The following is a 13,966-nucleotide window of genomic DNA, read 5'->3' on the forward strand; positions in this document are numbered from 1 at the left end:
TGCCTCCTTACGCGCCGTCTGCTATCCCGGCGATGTAATCCAACGAGTCCTCGGGCGAAAGGGCGTGGATCTGAAGGGTGTTGAAGGCCTCGGTATAGGCCTGGAGGTCTTCTTTCCGCTCGAGGTAGAGGCTACTCGTCAAGTGGTCGAGAACAACGACATCCAGATCAGATTTGCTCGAAAAGGAGAAGATTACGAAAGGCCCGGTGATGCCGATGTGCGCTCCTGCGGCGAACGGCAGGACCTGGAGGCGCACTTGGGGCAGCCGGGCCGCCTCGATGAGTCGGTGCAGCTGCCGCGCCATGACGTCGGGTCCGCCGATGTCCCGGCGCAGCACCGCCTCGTCGAGCACCGCGCTCAGCTCCAGCGGCGGCTGCGCCCGCAGCACGTCCTGCCTGGCCAGCCGCACCTCGACCAGCGCGTCGAGCCGTTCGTCCGGACCGGCGTCGAGCCCGCCCACCGCGGCCCGCGTCACCGCGCGCGCGTACTCGGGTGTCTGCAGCAGCCCCGGCACCACGGAGGTCTCCAGGGTGCGCATCGCGCTCGCCTGGGACTCCAGACTGATGAAATCGCGGTAGGTCGGCGGCAGTACCCCGCGGTACTGGTGCCACCAGTGGTGCCGTCCGCCGCCCTCGTCGGACCCCGCCAACGCCAGCAGCAACTCGCGGAGTTGGGCGTCGTGCACCTCGTAGGCGTCCAGCAGTAACCGCACATCGGCCGGTTTCACACCGCTCGCGCCGGTCTCGATCCGGCTCACCTTCGACTGGTGCCAGCCCACCAGCCGGGCCGCCTCCCCACTGGTGAGCCCGGCACCGGTGCGCAAGGCACGCAGTTCGGCGCCCAGTTTCCGGCGGCGTACCGCGGGACCGTGCTGCATGGGCTACTCCCTACTCCTTCCGGGCCGCCCAAATACGGTTTTCCGTCGGAGAGTTCACCGCTTCGAGCGACAGATATATGCATATCTTGGTGGATCGGCACCGTGACCGGCCCGGTGATGGCAGTCTGGCGATGAAGCACCAGTCCGGGACCGTACTCGACCCATCCGCTCCGTGTCGGACCAGGTCCCGTGGGAAAGGGACGGCGTCGCCATGGCAGACCATCTGGAAGCATCCGTCACTCTGCCGAGCGATCCCGCCTCGGTCTCCGCGGCTCGCACATACGTCCTCGGCACCCTGGGGGAATGGGGTCTGCCGGCCGACACCGAGGTGGCCGAGGCGATCCGGCTCATCGTCTCCGAACTCACCACCAACGCCGTCCAGCACACCTTGGGGCAGTCGCCCACCTTCACGGTGGACATCCAGCTGGACCGCGACGAACACCTGCGTATCGGGGTCACCGACAGCCACCCCCGCTTCCCCAAGCGGCTGCCGGCCGCGGTCCAGCAGGACAACGGCCGCGGCATGGTGATCATCCGCTGGCTGACCGCGGAGTGCGGCGGCAAGCTGAGAGTCCGGCCCACCCGCGAGGGGGGCAAGACCGTCTCCATCGAACTCCCCTGGGTGGTCCCGGCCGAGCCGGTCTCCGCGGCGGGTCAGCAGGAGCCGTGAAAGAGGGCGCCCCGAGTCCTCGGAGGCGCCCTTCAGGGGCCGTCGACGACCCGTGCGGGTGACGGCGGGTCAGGCCGCCCTCACCCGCACGGGGTGGGTCACTTGACCCGGCCGTACCAGACGCTCTTGGTCCAGATCTTCTGAAGCTTCACGACCTCCCCACTCTTCGGGGAGTGCCAGATCTTGCCCTTACCGGCGTAGATGCCGACGTGGTACACGCTGGAGCCGGAGTGGAAGAACACGAGGTCTCCGGCCTTGCGGTTCCCCGCGGAGATATGGCGGGTCTTGTTGTACTGCTGGGCCGCCGTACGGGGCAGCTTCTTGCCCGCCTTCTTGAACGAGTACAGCGTGAGCCCGGAGCAGTCGAACCGGTGCGGTCCCGCGGCGCCGTACTTGTACGGGGAGCCTTTTTTGGAAGCCGCTACCTGAAGTGCCTTCGTCGACGATGTGGCCGCCTCGGCGTCGGAGGCGACGCCCGGGACCACGATCGAGCCGCCCACGGCGGCGATGGTGAGAGCCGATGCCGTACCGGCCCGGACCATGAGCGACGGGACACGATTGAGCGCAGACATGCGCAACCCTTCGTCAGCCGCCTGTGAAGGATGACCTGTCGGATTCGGGCTGGCGAAGTTGCCCGGCCGCTGACGCGGCTTCACCCCAAGGGCTGCTCAGGCCCGGTCATGGCGTGACCGTCCCGGCGACCCGTCGTGCTTGGGTCCTCCACTCCTGCCGATCCACTCCTGTCGACCGGTCATCCAGGCGGCGGCAGGACTCGGCGTCCGCCCGGATCGCCCCGCCGCTGCGGCGGGGTCTTGTCGTCAGTCAGGGATCTTCACGCACTCCACGCCGAAAAACCCAATGGAATCGGGGATTTGTGGCGTTACTCACCACTCACCCGTTCGGGTGGACACTCGTCTGTTCGAGGGAGCGTCCAGGGGGGCGCGGGCCCCCGGACCAGCATCGGAGGTCCTCGTTCCGGGCTCGGGCTACCCGCGTTGCGCAACCTGAACGGCCCTGTCCGAGGAGAGGGGTCTACTCCAAAAGGGGGTACGTCTTTCGGTCCGTTTCAAGGCCGGTCCGGACCTCTCGGCAGGGTGCGGAACGTCCGGACCGGCCGCGGTCGCGGTCGCGTCAACTGTCGGAGGAGGGCGGCACGGTGACCCGGGCCGTGTGCCGCTCACCGTCGAGCACCCGCAGCGCCCGGGCCAGGGTCGGGGCGTGCAGCTCGGTCTCGCCGCGCTGATGCATGGTCACCAGCGCGTCACGCAGCTCGACGGCCTTCGTCACCAGCGCCTGGGCGGCCCGCAGTCCACGGTAGGTGTCCCCGTCGGGCGCCGGGTTGATCCGGCCGAGCAGGTCGACCGCGTCGAGGTAACGGTCGATCAACTCGCCCTCGGCACGCGTCAGCGCGGGCAGGGGAGGGAGCTCCGGCGGCAGCATCGCCCGCTCACCGGTCGCCGGGTGCGGGGCGGGGGGCCTTGCGGCTGGGGATGCTCCGGTCCACCAGGCCGTACTCCAGGGCCTCCTGGGCGTCGAGGACCTTGTCCCGCTCGATGTCCGCGGTGACCTGTTCGGGGGTGCGGCCGGTGTGCCGTACGAGCAGCTCCTCCAGAGGCCCGGACGCGCCCCAACTCCGCCGCCTGGACGGCGAGATCGCTCGCTTGTCCCTCCACGGGCTGCGGCAGGGAGACCGCCGAGGAACAGGTGATCAGCGCGGTCTCCGCCGTTCGCGAGGTCGCTGCCGCCCCTCGCGAACAGCAACGGTTCGGCATCACGGCGCACCACCACGGCCCCGGGGCCTCCTGAGGCATCGGGCTCCCTGAGCCTTCGTCGGGGCTCCCCCGAGCCTTTCCGGACGCGCGAGGGCCGTGCGCCGACCGGGGCGCACGGTCCCGCTCGCGGCGGTGGTCCGTCAGCCGACGGGCGCGAGTTCCCGCTCGATCACGGGCTCGACGTCCTTCTTCCGCTCCTTGAGGGCGTTCCCCAGCAGCACGGCGCCGAGGCCGAGCGCCGCCCACCAGGCCAGGGTCAGGGCGGGACCCGTAGCGCCCGCGCCCTCGAAGTAGGCGACCGAGCGGGTCAGGGTCGCGCTCGCCCCCGGCGGCAGCCACTGCCCGATCGTGCCGACCGGCTCCGGCAGCATCTGCGGTGCCGAGGCCGCCCCGGACCACGGGTTGCCGAAGAGCATGACCGTGCCCGCGACGACGCCCACCCCGGCGGTGCCGAGCAGTGCCGCGAGCCCGGCGACCGCGCCGCTCACGGCCAGTACCGACAGCCCGAGCACCCCCGCCTCCGCCCACCAGTCACCCGTGAACACCCCGAGCCAGCTGTCGGCGACACCGGCGGCGACAGCGCCGACCAGTGCGGCGGTGCCGACCAGGACGGCCACGGCACGCGTCCCGCGCACCCCGGTGAACGTCACCAGCGCGCCCGCCGCCAGGCCGGCCAGGGCCAGGGGCAGCACGCCGGCGTTGAGGGCGGCGCCGCGCGGGTCCGCGGCCGGGGTGGCGACGACGTCGACCGTCCTGACCGGCGTGCCCTGGGCCGCCGCGGGTGCCACCACGGCCTGCTGGAGCAGCTGGGCCACGACCGGGCTCGCGGCCGAGGCGGTGAGCAGAACGGGACCGCGCGCGGTGACGACGACGGCCCCGTACACCGTCCGGTCCTCGATGGCCTCCCGGGCCGCGGCCTGGTCCGGGTAGCGGTGGATCTCGAACGCGCCCGCGTGCTCCGCCAGTCGCTTCTCCACCTGGGCCGTCGCGGCGGCGGGCCCGGCCACGCCGAGTGGTAGATCGCGGGGTGCGGTGCGGGCGGCGGGCCAGGCGAAGGCCCACAGGGCGAGGGCCGCGACGACCGGCACGAGGACGACGACCGCGATCAGACGGCGGGCGTTCCCGGTGGGGGCGGTGGACATGGTGGGTTCCTTCCAAGTGCGATCCAAAAAGAAGGATCGTTCGTTTTAGCTGCCTCCACCGTCTCTCCGGGAGCGCCTCTTGTCAAGAAGGAACGTTCGTTTTAGGCTGGCGGCCATGGCCCGCGTATCCCAGGAACACCTAGACGCCCGACGTCGGCAGATCCTCGACGGCGCCGCGGTCTGCTTCGCCCGCAACGGCTTCCACGCCACGTCCATGCAGGACGTGCTGAAGGAGGTCGACCTGTCGGCCGGGGCGGTGTACCGCTACTTCAGCGGCAAGGAGGAGCTGATCGCCGCGGTCGTCGGCGAGGTGCTGGGCTCGGTGCGCGCGGCCTTCGAGGAGGCGTCGCGGCAGAGCCCGCCCCTGCCGCCGGACGCCCTCCTCACCCTGGTCCTCGGCCGGACCCTGGCCTCCCGGGAGAACCTGACCGTCGACGGCGAGGCGGCCTTTCCACGGCTCGTCATCCAGGCCTGGGCGGAGACCCAGCGCAACAAGGAGCTGGCGGCCGTGCTCCACGAGGGGTACAGCGGGGTGCGGGCGGCCTGGACGAAGATCGTCGAGGCCTACCAGGGCGCCGGGATGATGCGATCCGATGTGGAACCGGACCACGTGGCCCGCACCCTGGTCGCCGTCGCGGTCGGCTTCCTCGCCCAGCAGGCGCTGTTCGGGGCCGCCCCGGTGGAGATCCTCCGGGACGGTCTGCGGGCACTGATGAGCATGCCGGACCCGCGCGCCGCCTCCGACGGATCACAGCTCGGTTAACGTGCCCGAAATGCGGTCCAACTAGCCTGCCGCCACGCCACCAGGGACTTTGCCCGGGGCTGAGGCAACCGGACCCCGCACGGTCCGGAGCGAGGACTGTGAGGTGGGACGTGCAACTGACCCCGCACGAGCAAGAGAGGCTGCTCATCCACGTGGCGGCCGACGTGGCCGAGAAGCGCCGGGCCCGCGGGCTCAGGCTCAACCACCCGGAGGCGGTCGCCCTCATCACGTCGCACATCCTCGAAGGCGCCCGCGACGGCCGTACGGTCGCCGAACTGATGGCCTCCGGACGCAGGCTGCTCACCCGGGACGACGTCATGGAGGGCATCCCCGAGATGATCCACGACGTCCAGGTCGAGGCGACCTTCCCGGACGGCACCAAGCTCGTCACCGTCCACGACCCGATCGTCTGACGGGGGCCGCCGTGATCCCCGGAGAGATCCTGTTCGCCTCGGACCCGATCGTGTACAACGAGGGCCGTGAGGTCACCCGGCTGACCGTCCTCAACGCCGCCGACCGGCCCGTCCAGGTCGGCTCCCACTACCACTTCGCCGAGGCCAACCCCGGCCTGGAGTTCGACCGTGCCGCCGCGCGCGGCAAGCGGCTGAACGTCGCCGCCGGCACCGCCGTGCGCTTCGAGCCCGGGATCCCCGTCGACGTCGAACTCGTCCCGCTGACCGGCGCCCGGATCGTGCCCGGGCTGCGCGGGGAGACCGGAGGTGCCCTCGATGCCTGAGATCTCGCGTGCCGCGTACGCCGACCTGTTCGGCCCGACCACCGGGGACCGCATCCGGCTCGCCGACACCGACCTGATCGTCGAGATCGAGGAGGACCGTTCCGGCGGGCCCGGACTCGCCGGTGACGAGGCGGTGTTCGGCGGTGGCAAGGTCATCCGCGAGTCCATGGGGCAGTCGCGTGCTACGCGCGCAGACGGCACCCCGGACACCGTCATCACCGGCGCGGTGATCATCGACCACTGGGGGATCGTCAAGGCCGACGTCGGCATCCGCGACGGCCGGATCACCGGCATCGGCAAGGCGGGCAACCCCGACACGATGGACGGCGTCCACCCGGACCTCGTCATCGGCCCCGAGACCGAGGTCATCGCGGGCAACGGGCGGATCCTGACGGCCGGCGCGGTCGACGCGCACGTCCACTTCATCTGCCCGCAGATCGCCGACGAGGCGCTGTCCTCGGGCGTCACGACCCTGGTCGGCGGCGGCACCGGACCGGCCGAGGGCTCCAAGGCCACGACGGTGACGCCGGGCCCGTGGCACCTCGCCCGGATGCTGGAGGCGATGGAGCAGTACCCGCTCAACATCGGCTTCCTCGGCAAGGGCAACACCGTGTCGCACGAGGCGATGCTGTCCCAGATCCGCGGGGGAGCGCTGGGGCTGAAGCTGCACGAGGACTGGGGTTCGACGCCGGCCGTCATCGACGCCTCGCTGACGGTGGCCGACCGGACGGGCATCCAGGTGGCCATCCACACCGACACCCTGAACGAGGCCGGGTTCGTGGGCGACACCCTCGCCGCGATCGCCGGACGCGGCATCCACGCGTACCACACCGAAGGTGCGGGCGGCGGGCACGCGCCGGACATCATGACCGTCGTCTCCGAGCCGCACGTGCTGCCCAGCTCCACCAACCCGACCCGCCCGTTCACCGTCAACACCGCCGAGGAACACCTCGACATGCTGATGGTGTGCCACCACCTCAACCCGGCGGTGCCCGAGGACCTGGCCTTCGCCGAGTCCCGCATCCGGCCGACGACGATCGGCGCGGAGGACATCCTCCACGACCTCGGCGCGATCTCGATCATCTCCTCCGACGCCCAGGCCATGGGCCGGGTCGGCGAGGTCGTCCTGCGGACCTGGCAGACGGCACACGTCATGAAGCGCAAGCGCGGGGCGCTGCCGGGGGACGGCCGGGCCGACAACCACCGGGTGCGGCGCTATGTCGCCAAGTACACGATCAACCCGGCCGTCGCGCAGGGCCTCGCCCGGGAGATCGGTTCGGTGGAGACCGGCAAGCTCGCCGACCTGGTGCTGTGGGAGCCCGCGTTCTTCGGCGTCAAACCGCACCTCGTCCTCAAGGGCGGACAGATCGCCTACGCGCAGATGGGCGACGCCAACGCCTCCATCCCGACCCCGCAGCCGATCCTGCCGCGCCCGATGTACGGCGCGATCGGGCGGGCGCCCGCCGCCAACTCGTTCAACTTCGTCGCCCCGCTGGCGATCGAGGACGGTCTGCCGGAGCGGCTGCAACTGGGCAAGCGCTTCGTCGCCATCGAGTCGACGCGTGGGGTGACCAAGGCGGACATGCGGGAGAACGACGCGCGTCCCGCGGTACGCATCGATCCCGACAGCTTCGCCGTGCACATCGACGGGGAGCTCGTCGAGGCCACGCCCGCGGCCGAACTGCCCCTCGCCCAGCGTTACTTCCTGTTCTGATGTCCAGGGCTGCGCTTCTCGTCCTGGCCGACGGCCGCTTCCCCGCCGGAGGGCACGCGCACTCCGGCGGAGCCGAGGCGGCCGTCAGGGCCGGGCGGCTCACCGGGGCGGCGAGCCTGGCGGAGTTCTGCCGGGGGCGGTTGCACACCACGGGGCTGGTGTCGGCCTCGCTGGCCGCGGCGGCCGTACTTGGGGTGGACGCCGTGGAGTTGGACGCCGCGGCGGACGCGCGTACCCCGTCGCCCGCGTTGCGCGTCACCGCACGCAGGCTCGGGCGGCAGCTGATGCGGGCCGCGCGGGCGACCTGGCCCTCGGCGGAACTCGACGCCCTCGCCGGGGAGTTCCCCAAGGGGGCGCATCAGCCGGTGGTGTTGGGGATCGCGGCCCGGGCCGCCGGGCTGGAGCCCCTCGACGCCGCGTACTGCGCCGCCTACGAGAGTGTGAGCGGGCCGGCGTCGGCGACGGTGCGGTTGCTGAGTCTGGATCCGTTCGAGGCGACGGCGGTGCTGGCCCGGTTGGCGCCGGAGCTGGACCGCGTCGCGGATCGGGCGGTGGAGGCGGCGCGGAGTGTCGTCGACGAGGGGGTCGACGCGCTGCCCGCGGCTTCGGCGCCCCTGCTGGAGATCTCCGCGGAGTCGCATGCGGCCTGGCCCGTGCGGCTGTTCGCGTCGTGAGTTTTCTCGCCCCGCCGCCCCTACCCGTCCCATCCTCCAGGGGCTCCGCCCCTTCGACCCCGCTCCCTGGGGGGCTCCGCCCCCAGACCCCCAACGGCCCTTAAGGGGCCTCGTCCTCAAACGCCGGACGGGCTGAGTCACCCCACCCAGGCGCGCGGGGAACGCTCGACCAGCCCCCACTGACCCGCACCCGACCACTACGTGCAGGAGCCGTACATGCACCTCGACCACCACCACGACGGCCCCGTCGCCCTCAGCGCGGACGCGCACCGCCCCGACGGATCACGCCGGGCCCTGCGGATCGGGCTCGGCGGGCCCGTGGGTTCCGGCAAGACCGCCACCGTCGCCGCGTTGTGCCGGGCGCTGCGGGACGAGCTGGCCCTCGCGGTCGTCACCAACGACATCTACACGCGCGAGGACGCCGAGTTCCTGCTGCGGGAGGCCGTCCTGCCGCCCGAGCGGATCGCCGCCGTGGAGACGGGGGCCTGTCCGCACACCGCGATCCGGGACGACATCTCGGCGAACCTGGAGGCCGTGGAGGACCTGGAGGACGAGGTCGGGCCGCTGGATCTCGTGCTGGTCGAGAGCGGCGGCGACAACCTCACCGCGACCTTCTCCAAGGGGCTCGTGGACGCCCAGATCTTCGTGATCGACGTCGCCGGAGGGGACGACATCCCGCGCAAGGGCGGCCCCGGCGTCACCACCGCCGACCTCCTCGTGGTCAACAAGACCGACCTGGCCCCCTATGTCGGCTCGGACCTCGCGCGGATGGCGGCGGACGCCAAGGCGCAGCGCGCCGAACTGCCGGTCGTCTTCCAGTCGCTGCGCGGCGAGGCCGGGGTGACGGACGTCGCCGCGTGGGTGCGCGCGCAGCTGGCCGCGTGGACGGCATGACGGCGGGCGTCACGGCGACCGCGCGGATCGGGGCCCGGGACGACGGACGCGGTGGCACCTCGCTGCCCGTGCTGGAGGGCGAGGGGCCGCTGGCGGTCCGGCGCACCCGGGGGAGCGGTGACGAGGCCCGGGTCACGCTCGTCGGCGCGATGAGCGGGCCGCTCGGCGGGGACCGCTTCACCGTCGAGGCGGAGGTGGCCGAGGGGGCCCGGCTGCGGGTCGGATCCGCCGCCGCCACCATCGCGCTGCCGGGACAGGCCAAGGGAGAGGCGCGCTACGACGTGCGGCTCACGGTCGCCGACCGAGGAGAACTGCACTGGCTGCCCGAGCAGTTGATCTCCGTGCGGGGCAGCGAGCTGTACGTCCGTACGCGGGCCGACGTGGCGGCGACCGGGCGGCTCGTGCTGCGTGAGGAACAGGTACTGGGGCGAGCCGCCGAGCAACCCGGGCTGCTCTCCAGCCGGCTGACTCTGCGCGTGGCCGGGCGTACCCTTCTGGACCAGGAGCTGACCTGCGGCCCCGGCGCCCCGGGCGGCTGGGACGGGCCCGCCGTGCTGGCCGGGCACCGAGCGGTGGGGCAACTGCTGATCGTGCGGCCGGAGTTCGCCGCGCACCCGGTCGCCGCACGGGTGCTCGGGGACGGTGCCGCGCTCGTGCCGCTCGCCGGACCAGCCGTCCTGGTGAGCGCCGTGGCGCCGGACGCGCTGAAACTGCGGCGGCTGCTGGACGAGGCATGGGCCTCGCTCGGCTAGCGAACGCCCCGCTCCGTTTATCGGATTGGTAAAGAAACCGTGTCCGCCCCTGTCCTCAGGCAACGCACAGCCGCGAGGATCCCCGTGTCATCAACGACATAGGGGAGTTCCAGTTGAGGCACGACAGATCGACAAGGCGGGCCGCGGCGTTCGGCTCGGCCGGAGTGCTGGTCACGGCGACCCTGATAGCCGGGGCCGTGACGGCCCCCACCGCGAGCGCGAGTGCGGACGGCCGGCACGGCCAGGACCGTGAGGCGCGTGGCGCCGCCATCGCCGCCGCCCGTGCCGAGAAGGCCGGGATCGACTGGCAGGACTGCCCCGCCGACTGGGGGCTCGAGAAGCCCATCCAGTGCGGCTGGGTCACCGTCCCGCTGGACTACGCCAAGCCCAACGGCAAGCAGATCAAGCTCGCCGTGGACCGCATCGGCAACACCGGCACCAAGTCCGAGCGCCAGGGCGCGCTCATCTACAACCCGGGCGGTCCCGGCGGCTCCGGCCTCCGCTTCCCGCGCCGGGTCACCACCAAGGCCCCGGTGTGGGTCAACACCTCCAAGGCATACGACTTCGTGGGCTTCGACCCGCGCGGCGTCGGCCACTCGGCGCCCATCTCCTGCGTCGACCCGCAGGAGTTCGTCAAGGCGCCCAAGATGGACCCGGTGCCCGACTCCGAGGCCGACAAGCGCGCCCAGCGCAAGCTCGCCCGTGAGTACGCGGAGGGCTGCTACGAGCGCAGCGGCGAGATGCTGCCGCACATGACCACCCCGAACACCGCGCGCGACCTGGACGTCATCCGTGCCGCGCTCGGCGAGAAGAAGCTCAACTTCCTCGGCGTCTCCTACGGCACCTACCTCGGCGCCGTCTACGGCACGCTGTTCCCGGGCCACGTCCGCCGGATGGTCGTGGACAGCGTGGTCAACCCCTCGCGGGAGAAGATCTGGTACGAGGCCAACCTCGACCAGGACGTCGCCTTCGAGATGCGCTGGAAGGACTGGCAGGACTGGGTCGCCGCCAACGACGCCGTCTTCCACCTCGGCACCACGCGTGCCGCGGTGCAGGCGAAGTGGCTCGAACTGCGCGCCACCGCCAAGAAGAACCCCATCGGCGGGGTCGTCGGCCCGGCCGAACTGCTCGGTTTCTTCCAGAGCGCGCCGTACTACGACTCCTCGTGGATCCCGGTCGCCACCGTGTTCAGCAAGTACTTCGCCGGCGACACCCAGGCGCTCGTCGACGCGGCCGCGCCCGACCTCTCGGACACCGCGGGCAACATCGCCTCGGAGAACGGCAACGCCGTCTACACGGCCGTCGAGTGCACCGACGCCAAGTGGCCCACCAGCTGGAAGAAGTGGGACCGCGACAACACCCGGCTGCACAAGGACTACCCGTTCCTCACCTGGTCCAACGCCTGGATGAACCTGCCCTGCGCGACCTGGCCGGTCAAGCAGCAGACTCCGGTGAACGTCAAGACCGGCAAGGGCCTGCCGGGCGTGCTGATCGTGCAGTCCGAGCGTGACGCGGCCACCCCGTACGAGGGCGCCGTCGAGCTGCACAAGCGCTTCAAGGGCTCCCGTCTGATCACCGAGAAGAACGCCGGCTCCCACGGTGTGACCAGCCTGGTCAACCCGTGCATCAACGAGCGGGTGGACTCCTACCTGCTCAGCGGCAAGCTGGACGCCGCCGACGTCACGTGCGGACCGCACGCGACGCCGAAGCCGTAACACCTGAGGGGCGGCCCCGGTCGGGCCGCCCCTCTCTCACGGCCTGAACCAGGCGTCCTCCGCCGCGTAGTCGAAGAGGTCGCCGTACGACTTCGCCATCTTCGGGTACGCCTCCCGCCAGTCCCGTCCGGCCAGGTTCCGCTCGATCCAGTCGACGGTCGCGGGCAGCGTCTCCGCGTAGCGGACCACCGGCCGGTAGCCCAACTCCCGCTCGGCCGCGCCCATGTCACAGACGATCGGCACGGGCACCGACCAGGGGGTGTCCCCGACCCCGAGAGCCGGGGGCGGCCCCTCCACGAGCACGTCCTCCCGTTCCACCCCCATCACCGCGTCGACGGCCCGGGCGATCTCCGCCACCGTCGGCGCGTCGGGGTCGACGGCGTTGAGGACGCGGGTGCCCGGTCGCGCCGCGGCCAGCCGGATCAGTTCCGCGATGTTGTGGACGCTCGCCGGGTGGAAACGGCTCCTGCCGCCGTAGGCGAGGACGCGCCGAGTCCGTCCGTCGAGGTTGCGTTTGACGAAGTACAGCTCGCGGGGTGTCCCGCAGTGCGGCCCGTGGACGGCCCCGGCGCGCAGCAGCGTGGTCGGCAACCGCTCACCGGCGGCCAGGAGTTCGCGCTCCAACGCGGCCTTGCGGGTGCTGTACGACCACTCTCCCGGCCGGACGGTCCGCTGGTCCTCGGTGATCCCCACCGGGTACTCGGGGAAGCCGTCCGGCTCGTCCTGGGTGTCGAAGTTGCGGCCCTTGTCGTCCTCGTACACCGAGACGCTGGAGATGACGACGGCGGACCCGACGCGATCGGCGAGGCCGGTCAACTGCCGTGCGTGCGTGGCCCCGTAGGCCACCATGTCGACCAGTACATCGCACCCGTCGCCCACCGCGGTGGCGAGCGCGGTGTCGTCCTCGCGATCGGCGCGGGCGACCCGCACGTCCCCGGGCCAGCGCTCGTCCCGCCCGCCGCCCCGGGAGACGGCGGTCACCTCCCACCCGTCCCGGGCCAGCGCTCCCACCGCCGCCCGGCCGATCTGCCCGGTCGCTCCGATCACCACAGCACGTCGAGTCATACGGCGACGGTACGACGGCCACGTACCCCGGACCCAGGGCCTTCTGCCGACAGCAGAGGTCAGCGCAGGGGGATCCGGGGGAACCGGCGCTCCTTCTCGGCGCGTTCCGCGGCTTCCGCGGCCTTCGCGACGGCCGCGTACTCGTCGACGTACTCCTGGCCCGAGAGGCTGAGGATGGCGTAGATGATCTCGTCGGTGATGGCGCGCAGGATCGCCTTCTCGTTCTCCATGCCGGCGTAGCGGGAGAAGTCGAGCGGCTCGCCGAAGCGGATCACCACGGGGTGGATGTTGGGGATGACCTTGCCGGGCGGCTGCGCCTCGAAGGTGCCGATCATCGCGCACGGGATCACGGGCACCCCGGCCTTCAGCGCCATCACCGCGACCCCGACCTTGCCCTTGTAGAGCCGGCCGTCGTGCGACCGCGTGCCCTCGGGGTAGATGCCGAGCAGTTCCCCCTTGCTCAGCACGCCGAGGCCCTCGCGGATGGCGGCCTGGCCGGCCTCCTTGCCGGTGCGGTCGACCGGGATCTGCCCCGCGCTGCGGAAGAAGAACGCGGTGAGCCGGCCCTTGATGCCGGGGCCGGTGAAGTACTCCTTCTTCGCCAGGAAGGTGATGCGGCGCTTGAGGATCGCGGGCATCAGGAAGTGGTCCGAGAAGGACAGGTGGTTGCCGGCGACGATGGCCGCGCCGGACGCCGGTACATGCTCCAGGCCCTCGATACGAGGTCGGAAGACCAGTCGCAGCAGTGGTCCCAACAACACGTATTTCAGCAGGTAGTAGAACAAGAGGGGCGCTCCTCACTCCGGCAGATCGGTTCAACCGCCGCGTTCCAGCAGGTCAACCGGCGTGTCGTGGGGCTGCCAGTGTAAGTGCATGCGGGTTCGCGGGGAACGGGGTCGCGGATGGGGAGGGCCGCCGCACCAGCCTGTCCATGACGCCCACCCGCAGCAACCCGGCACGCCAGGGTGGCGTGATCACGCTGATCCCTGGCAGGAGGACGGCCCTTGAACCGCGCATCCCTTCGTGCGATAGCGGGACGGCGCGGGGCCTGGGGGCGGCGCGGGGCCCGGGGATGGCGTGAGGCCCGGGGGCGGCGTGAGGCCCGGGGATGGCGCGAGGCCCGGGGATGGCGCGAGGCCCGGGAGGCGGCGCGAGGCCCGGGGGCGGCGCAGGCCCAGGGACGCGTGAGGCC

General features: G+C 71.7%; 15 protein-coding genes, 2 pseudogenes and 1 riboswitch. Of the genes and pseudogenes, 10 read left to right on the plus strand and 7 right to left on the minus strand.

Annotated elements, in window-relative coordinates; genetic code table 11:
* Window positions 1-7: 7 nt before the first annotated feature.
* Window positions 8-877, minus strand: coding sequence for a helix-turn-helix domain-containing protein (locus ACZ56U_RS26995; protein ID WP_469086563.1), 870 nt, complete (start codon window positions 875-877; stop codon window positions 8-10).
* A 211-nt stretch (window positions 878-1,088) separates the two neighbouring features.
* Between ACZ56U_RS26995 and ACZ56U_RS27000 the strand changes: the two genes are divergently transcribed.
* The gene (locus tag ACZ56U_RS27000; protein ID WP_469086564.1) at window positions 1,089-1,547 is read left to right on the plus strand and encodes an ATP-binding protein; all 459 of its coding nucleotides are present in this window, start codon (window positions 1,089-1,091) and stop codon (window positions 1,545-1,547) included.
* A gap of 98 nt (window positions 1,548-1,645) precedes the next feature.
* Here ACZ56U_RS27000 and ACZ56U_RS27005 read toward each other — a convergent pair whose 3' ends face one another.
* The 3 genes and pseudogenes from ACZ56U_RS27005 to ACZ56U_RS27015 all read right to left on the minus strand — a co-directional run.
* Window positions 1,646-2,119, minus strand: a complete 474-nt coding sequence (locus ACZ56U_RS27005) for a C40 family peptidase (RefSeq protein WP_391236780.1) — start codon at window positions 2,117-2,119, stop codon at window positions 1,646-1,648.
* Between the two features lie 3 nt (window positions 2,120-2,122).
* Window positions 2,123-2,319: riboswitch (cyclic di-AMP (ydaO/yuaA leader) on the minus strand.
* A 359-nt stretch (window positions 2,320-2,678) separates the two neighbouring features.
* Window positions 2,679-2,987: a hypothetical protein gene (locus ACZ56U_RS27010; RefSeq protein ID WP_469086565.1), complete on the minus strand. Its 309-nt coding sequence runs from the start codon at window positions 2,985-2,987 to the stop codon at window positions 2,679-2,681.
* A 7-nt stretch (window positions 2,988-2,994) separates the two neighbouring features.
* Window positions 2,995-3,235, minus strand: a pseudogene (locus ACZ56U_RS27015) (ATP-dependent Clp protease proteolytic subunit); the annotation flags it as partial.
* Here ACZ56U_RS27015 and ACZ56U_RS27020 point away from each other — a divergent pair.
* Window positions 3,234-3,353: pseudogene (locus ACZ56U_RS27020) on the plus strand (prevent-host-death protein); the annotation flags it as partial. The pseudogenes ACZ56U_RS27015 and ACZ56U_RS27020 sit on opposite strands and share 2 nt — an antisense overlap.
* Window positions 3,354-3,459: 106 nt before the next feature.
* Here the strand turns inward: ACZ56U_RS27020 and ACZ56U_RS27025 are convergent.
* The gene (locus ACZ56U_RS27025) at window positions 3,460-4,461 is read right to left on the minus strand and encodes an ABC transporter permease (RefSeq protein WP_469086566.1); all 1,002 of its coding nucleotides are present in this window, start codon (window positions 4,459-4,461) and stop codon (window positions 3,460-3,462) included.
* Window positions 4,462-4,576: 115 nt separating this feature from the next.
* Here ACZ56U_RS27025 and ACZ56U_RS27030 point away from each other — a divergent pair, with 115 nt between their 5' ends.
* The 8 genes from ACZ56U_RS27030 (at window position 4,577) to ACZ56U_RS27065 (ending at window position 11,709) form a co-directional block, all read left to right on the plus strand.
* The gene (locus tag ACZ56U_RS27030) at window positions 4,577-5,224 is read left to right on the plus strand and encodes a TetR/AcrR family transcriptional regulator (protein ID WP_469086567.1); all 648 of its coding nucleotides are present in this window, start codon (window positions 4,577-4,579) and stop codon (window positions 5,222-5,224) included.
* Between the two features lie 110 nt (window positions 5,225-5,334).
* The gene (locus tag ACZ56U_RS27035) at window positions 5,335-5,637 is read left to right on the plus strand and encodes an urease subunit gamma (protein WP_058928538.1); all 303 of its coding nucleotides are present in this window, start codon (window positions 5,335-5,337) and stop codon (window positions 5,635-5,637) included.
* Window positions 5,638-5,648: 11 nt separating this feature from the next.
* Window positions 5,649-5,960, plus strand: a complete 312-nt coding sequence (locus ACZ56U_RS27040; RefSeq protein WP_469086568.1) for an urease subunit beta — start codon at window positions 5,649-5,651, stop codon at window positions 5,958-5,960.
* Window positions 5,953-7,674, plus strand: a complete 1,722-nt coding sequence (locus ACZ56U_RS27045; protein WP_469086569.1) for an urease subunit alpha — start codon at window positions 5,953-5,955, stop codon at window positions 7,672-7,674. The genes ACZ56U_RS27040 and ACZ56U_RS27045 overlap by 8 nt, the downstream gene beginning before the upstream one ends.
* Window positions 7,674-8,348: an urease accessory protein UreF gene (locus tag ACZ56U_RS27050; protein WP_469086570.1), complete on the plus strand. Its 675-nt coding sequence runs from the start codon at window positions 7,674-7,676 to the stop codon at window positions 8,346-8,348. The genes ACZ56U_RS27045 and ACZ56U_RS27050 overlap by 1 nt, the downstream gene beginning before the upstream one ends.
* A 216-nt stretch (window positions 8,349-8,564) precedes the next feature.
* Window positions 8,565-9,242 carry an urease accessory protein UreG gene (gene ureG, locus ACZ56U_RS27055; RefSeq protein ID WP_469086571.1) on the plus strand — a complete coding sequence of 226 codons (678 nt, stop codon included), beginning with the start codon at window positions 8,565-8,567 and terminating at the stop codon, window positions 9,240-9,242.
* Window positions 9,239-9,994: an urease accessory protein UreD gene (locus tag ACZ56U_RS27060; RefSeq protein WP_469086739.1), complete on the plus strand. Its 756-nt coding sequence runs from the start codon at window positions 9,239-9,241 to the stop codon at window positions 9,992-9,994. The genes ureG and ACZ56U_RS27060 overlap by 4 nt, the downstream gene beginning before the upstream one ends.
* Window positions 9,995-10,107: 113 nt before the next feature.
* Entirely contained in the window at window positions 10,108-11,709 is a 1,602-nt protein-coding gene (locus tag ACZ56U_RS27065; RefSeq protein ID WP_469086572.1) for an alpha/beta hydrolase, read from the plus strand.
* Window positions 11,710-11,745: 36 nt separating this feature from the next.
* Here the strand turns inward: ACZ56U_RS27065 and ACZ56U_RS27070 are convergent, their stop codons facing one another.
* Together ACZ56U_RS27070 and ACZ56U_RS27075 are read right to left on the minus strand one after the other, a co-directional pair.
* Window positions 11,746-12,759 (minus strand): NAD-dependent epimerase/dehydratase family protein, encoded by a 1,014-nt coding sequence (locus ACZ56U_RS27070; protein WP_469086740.1) that lies wholly within the window; start codon window positions 12,757-12,759, stop codon window positions 11,746-11,748.
* A 74-nt stretch (window positions 12,760-12,833) separates the two neighbouring features.
* On the minus strand, window positions 12,834-13,559 hold the full coding sequence (locus tag ACZ56U_RS27075) for a lysophospholipid acyltransferase family protein (protein ID WP_391236747.1): 726 nt from the start codon (window positions 13,557-13,559) through the stop codon (window positions 12,834-12,836).
* Window positions 13,560-13,966 lie beyond the last annotated feature (407 nt).

The sequence above is a fragment of the Streptomyces sp. NPDC034103 genome, assembly GCF_055575395.1.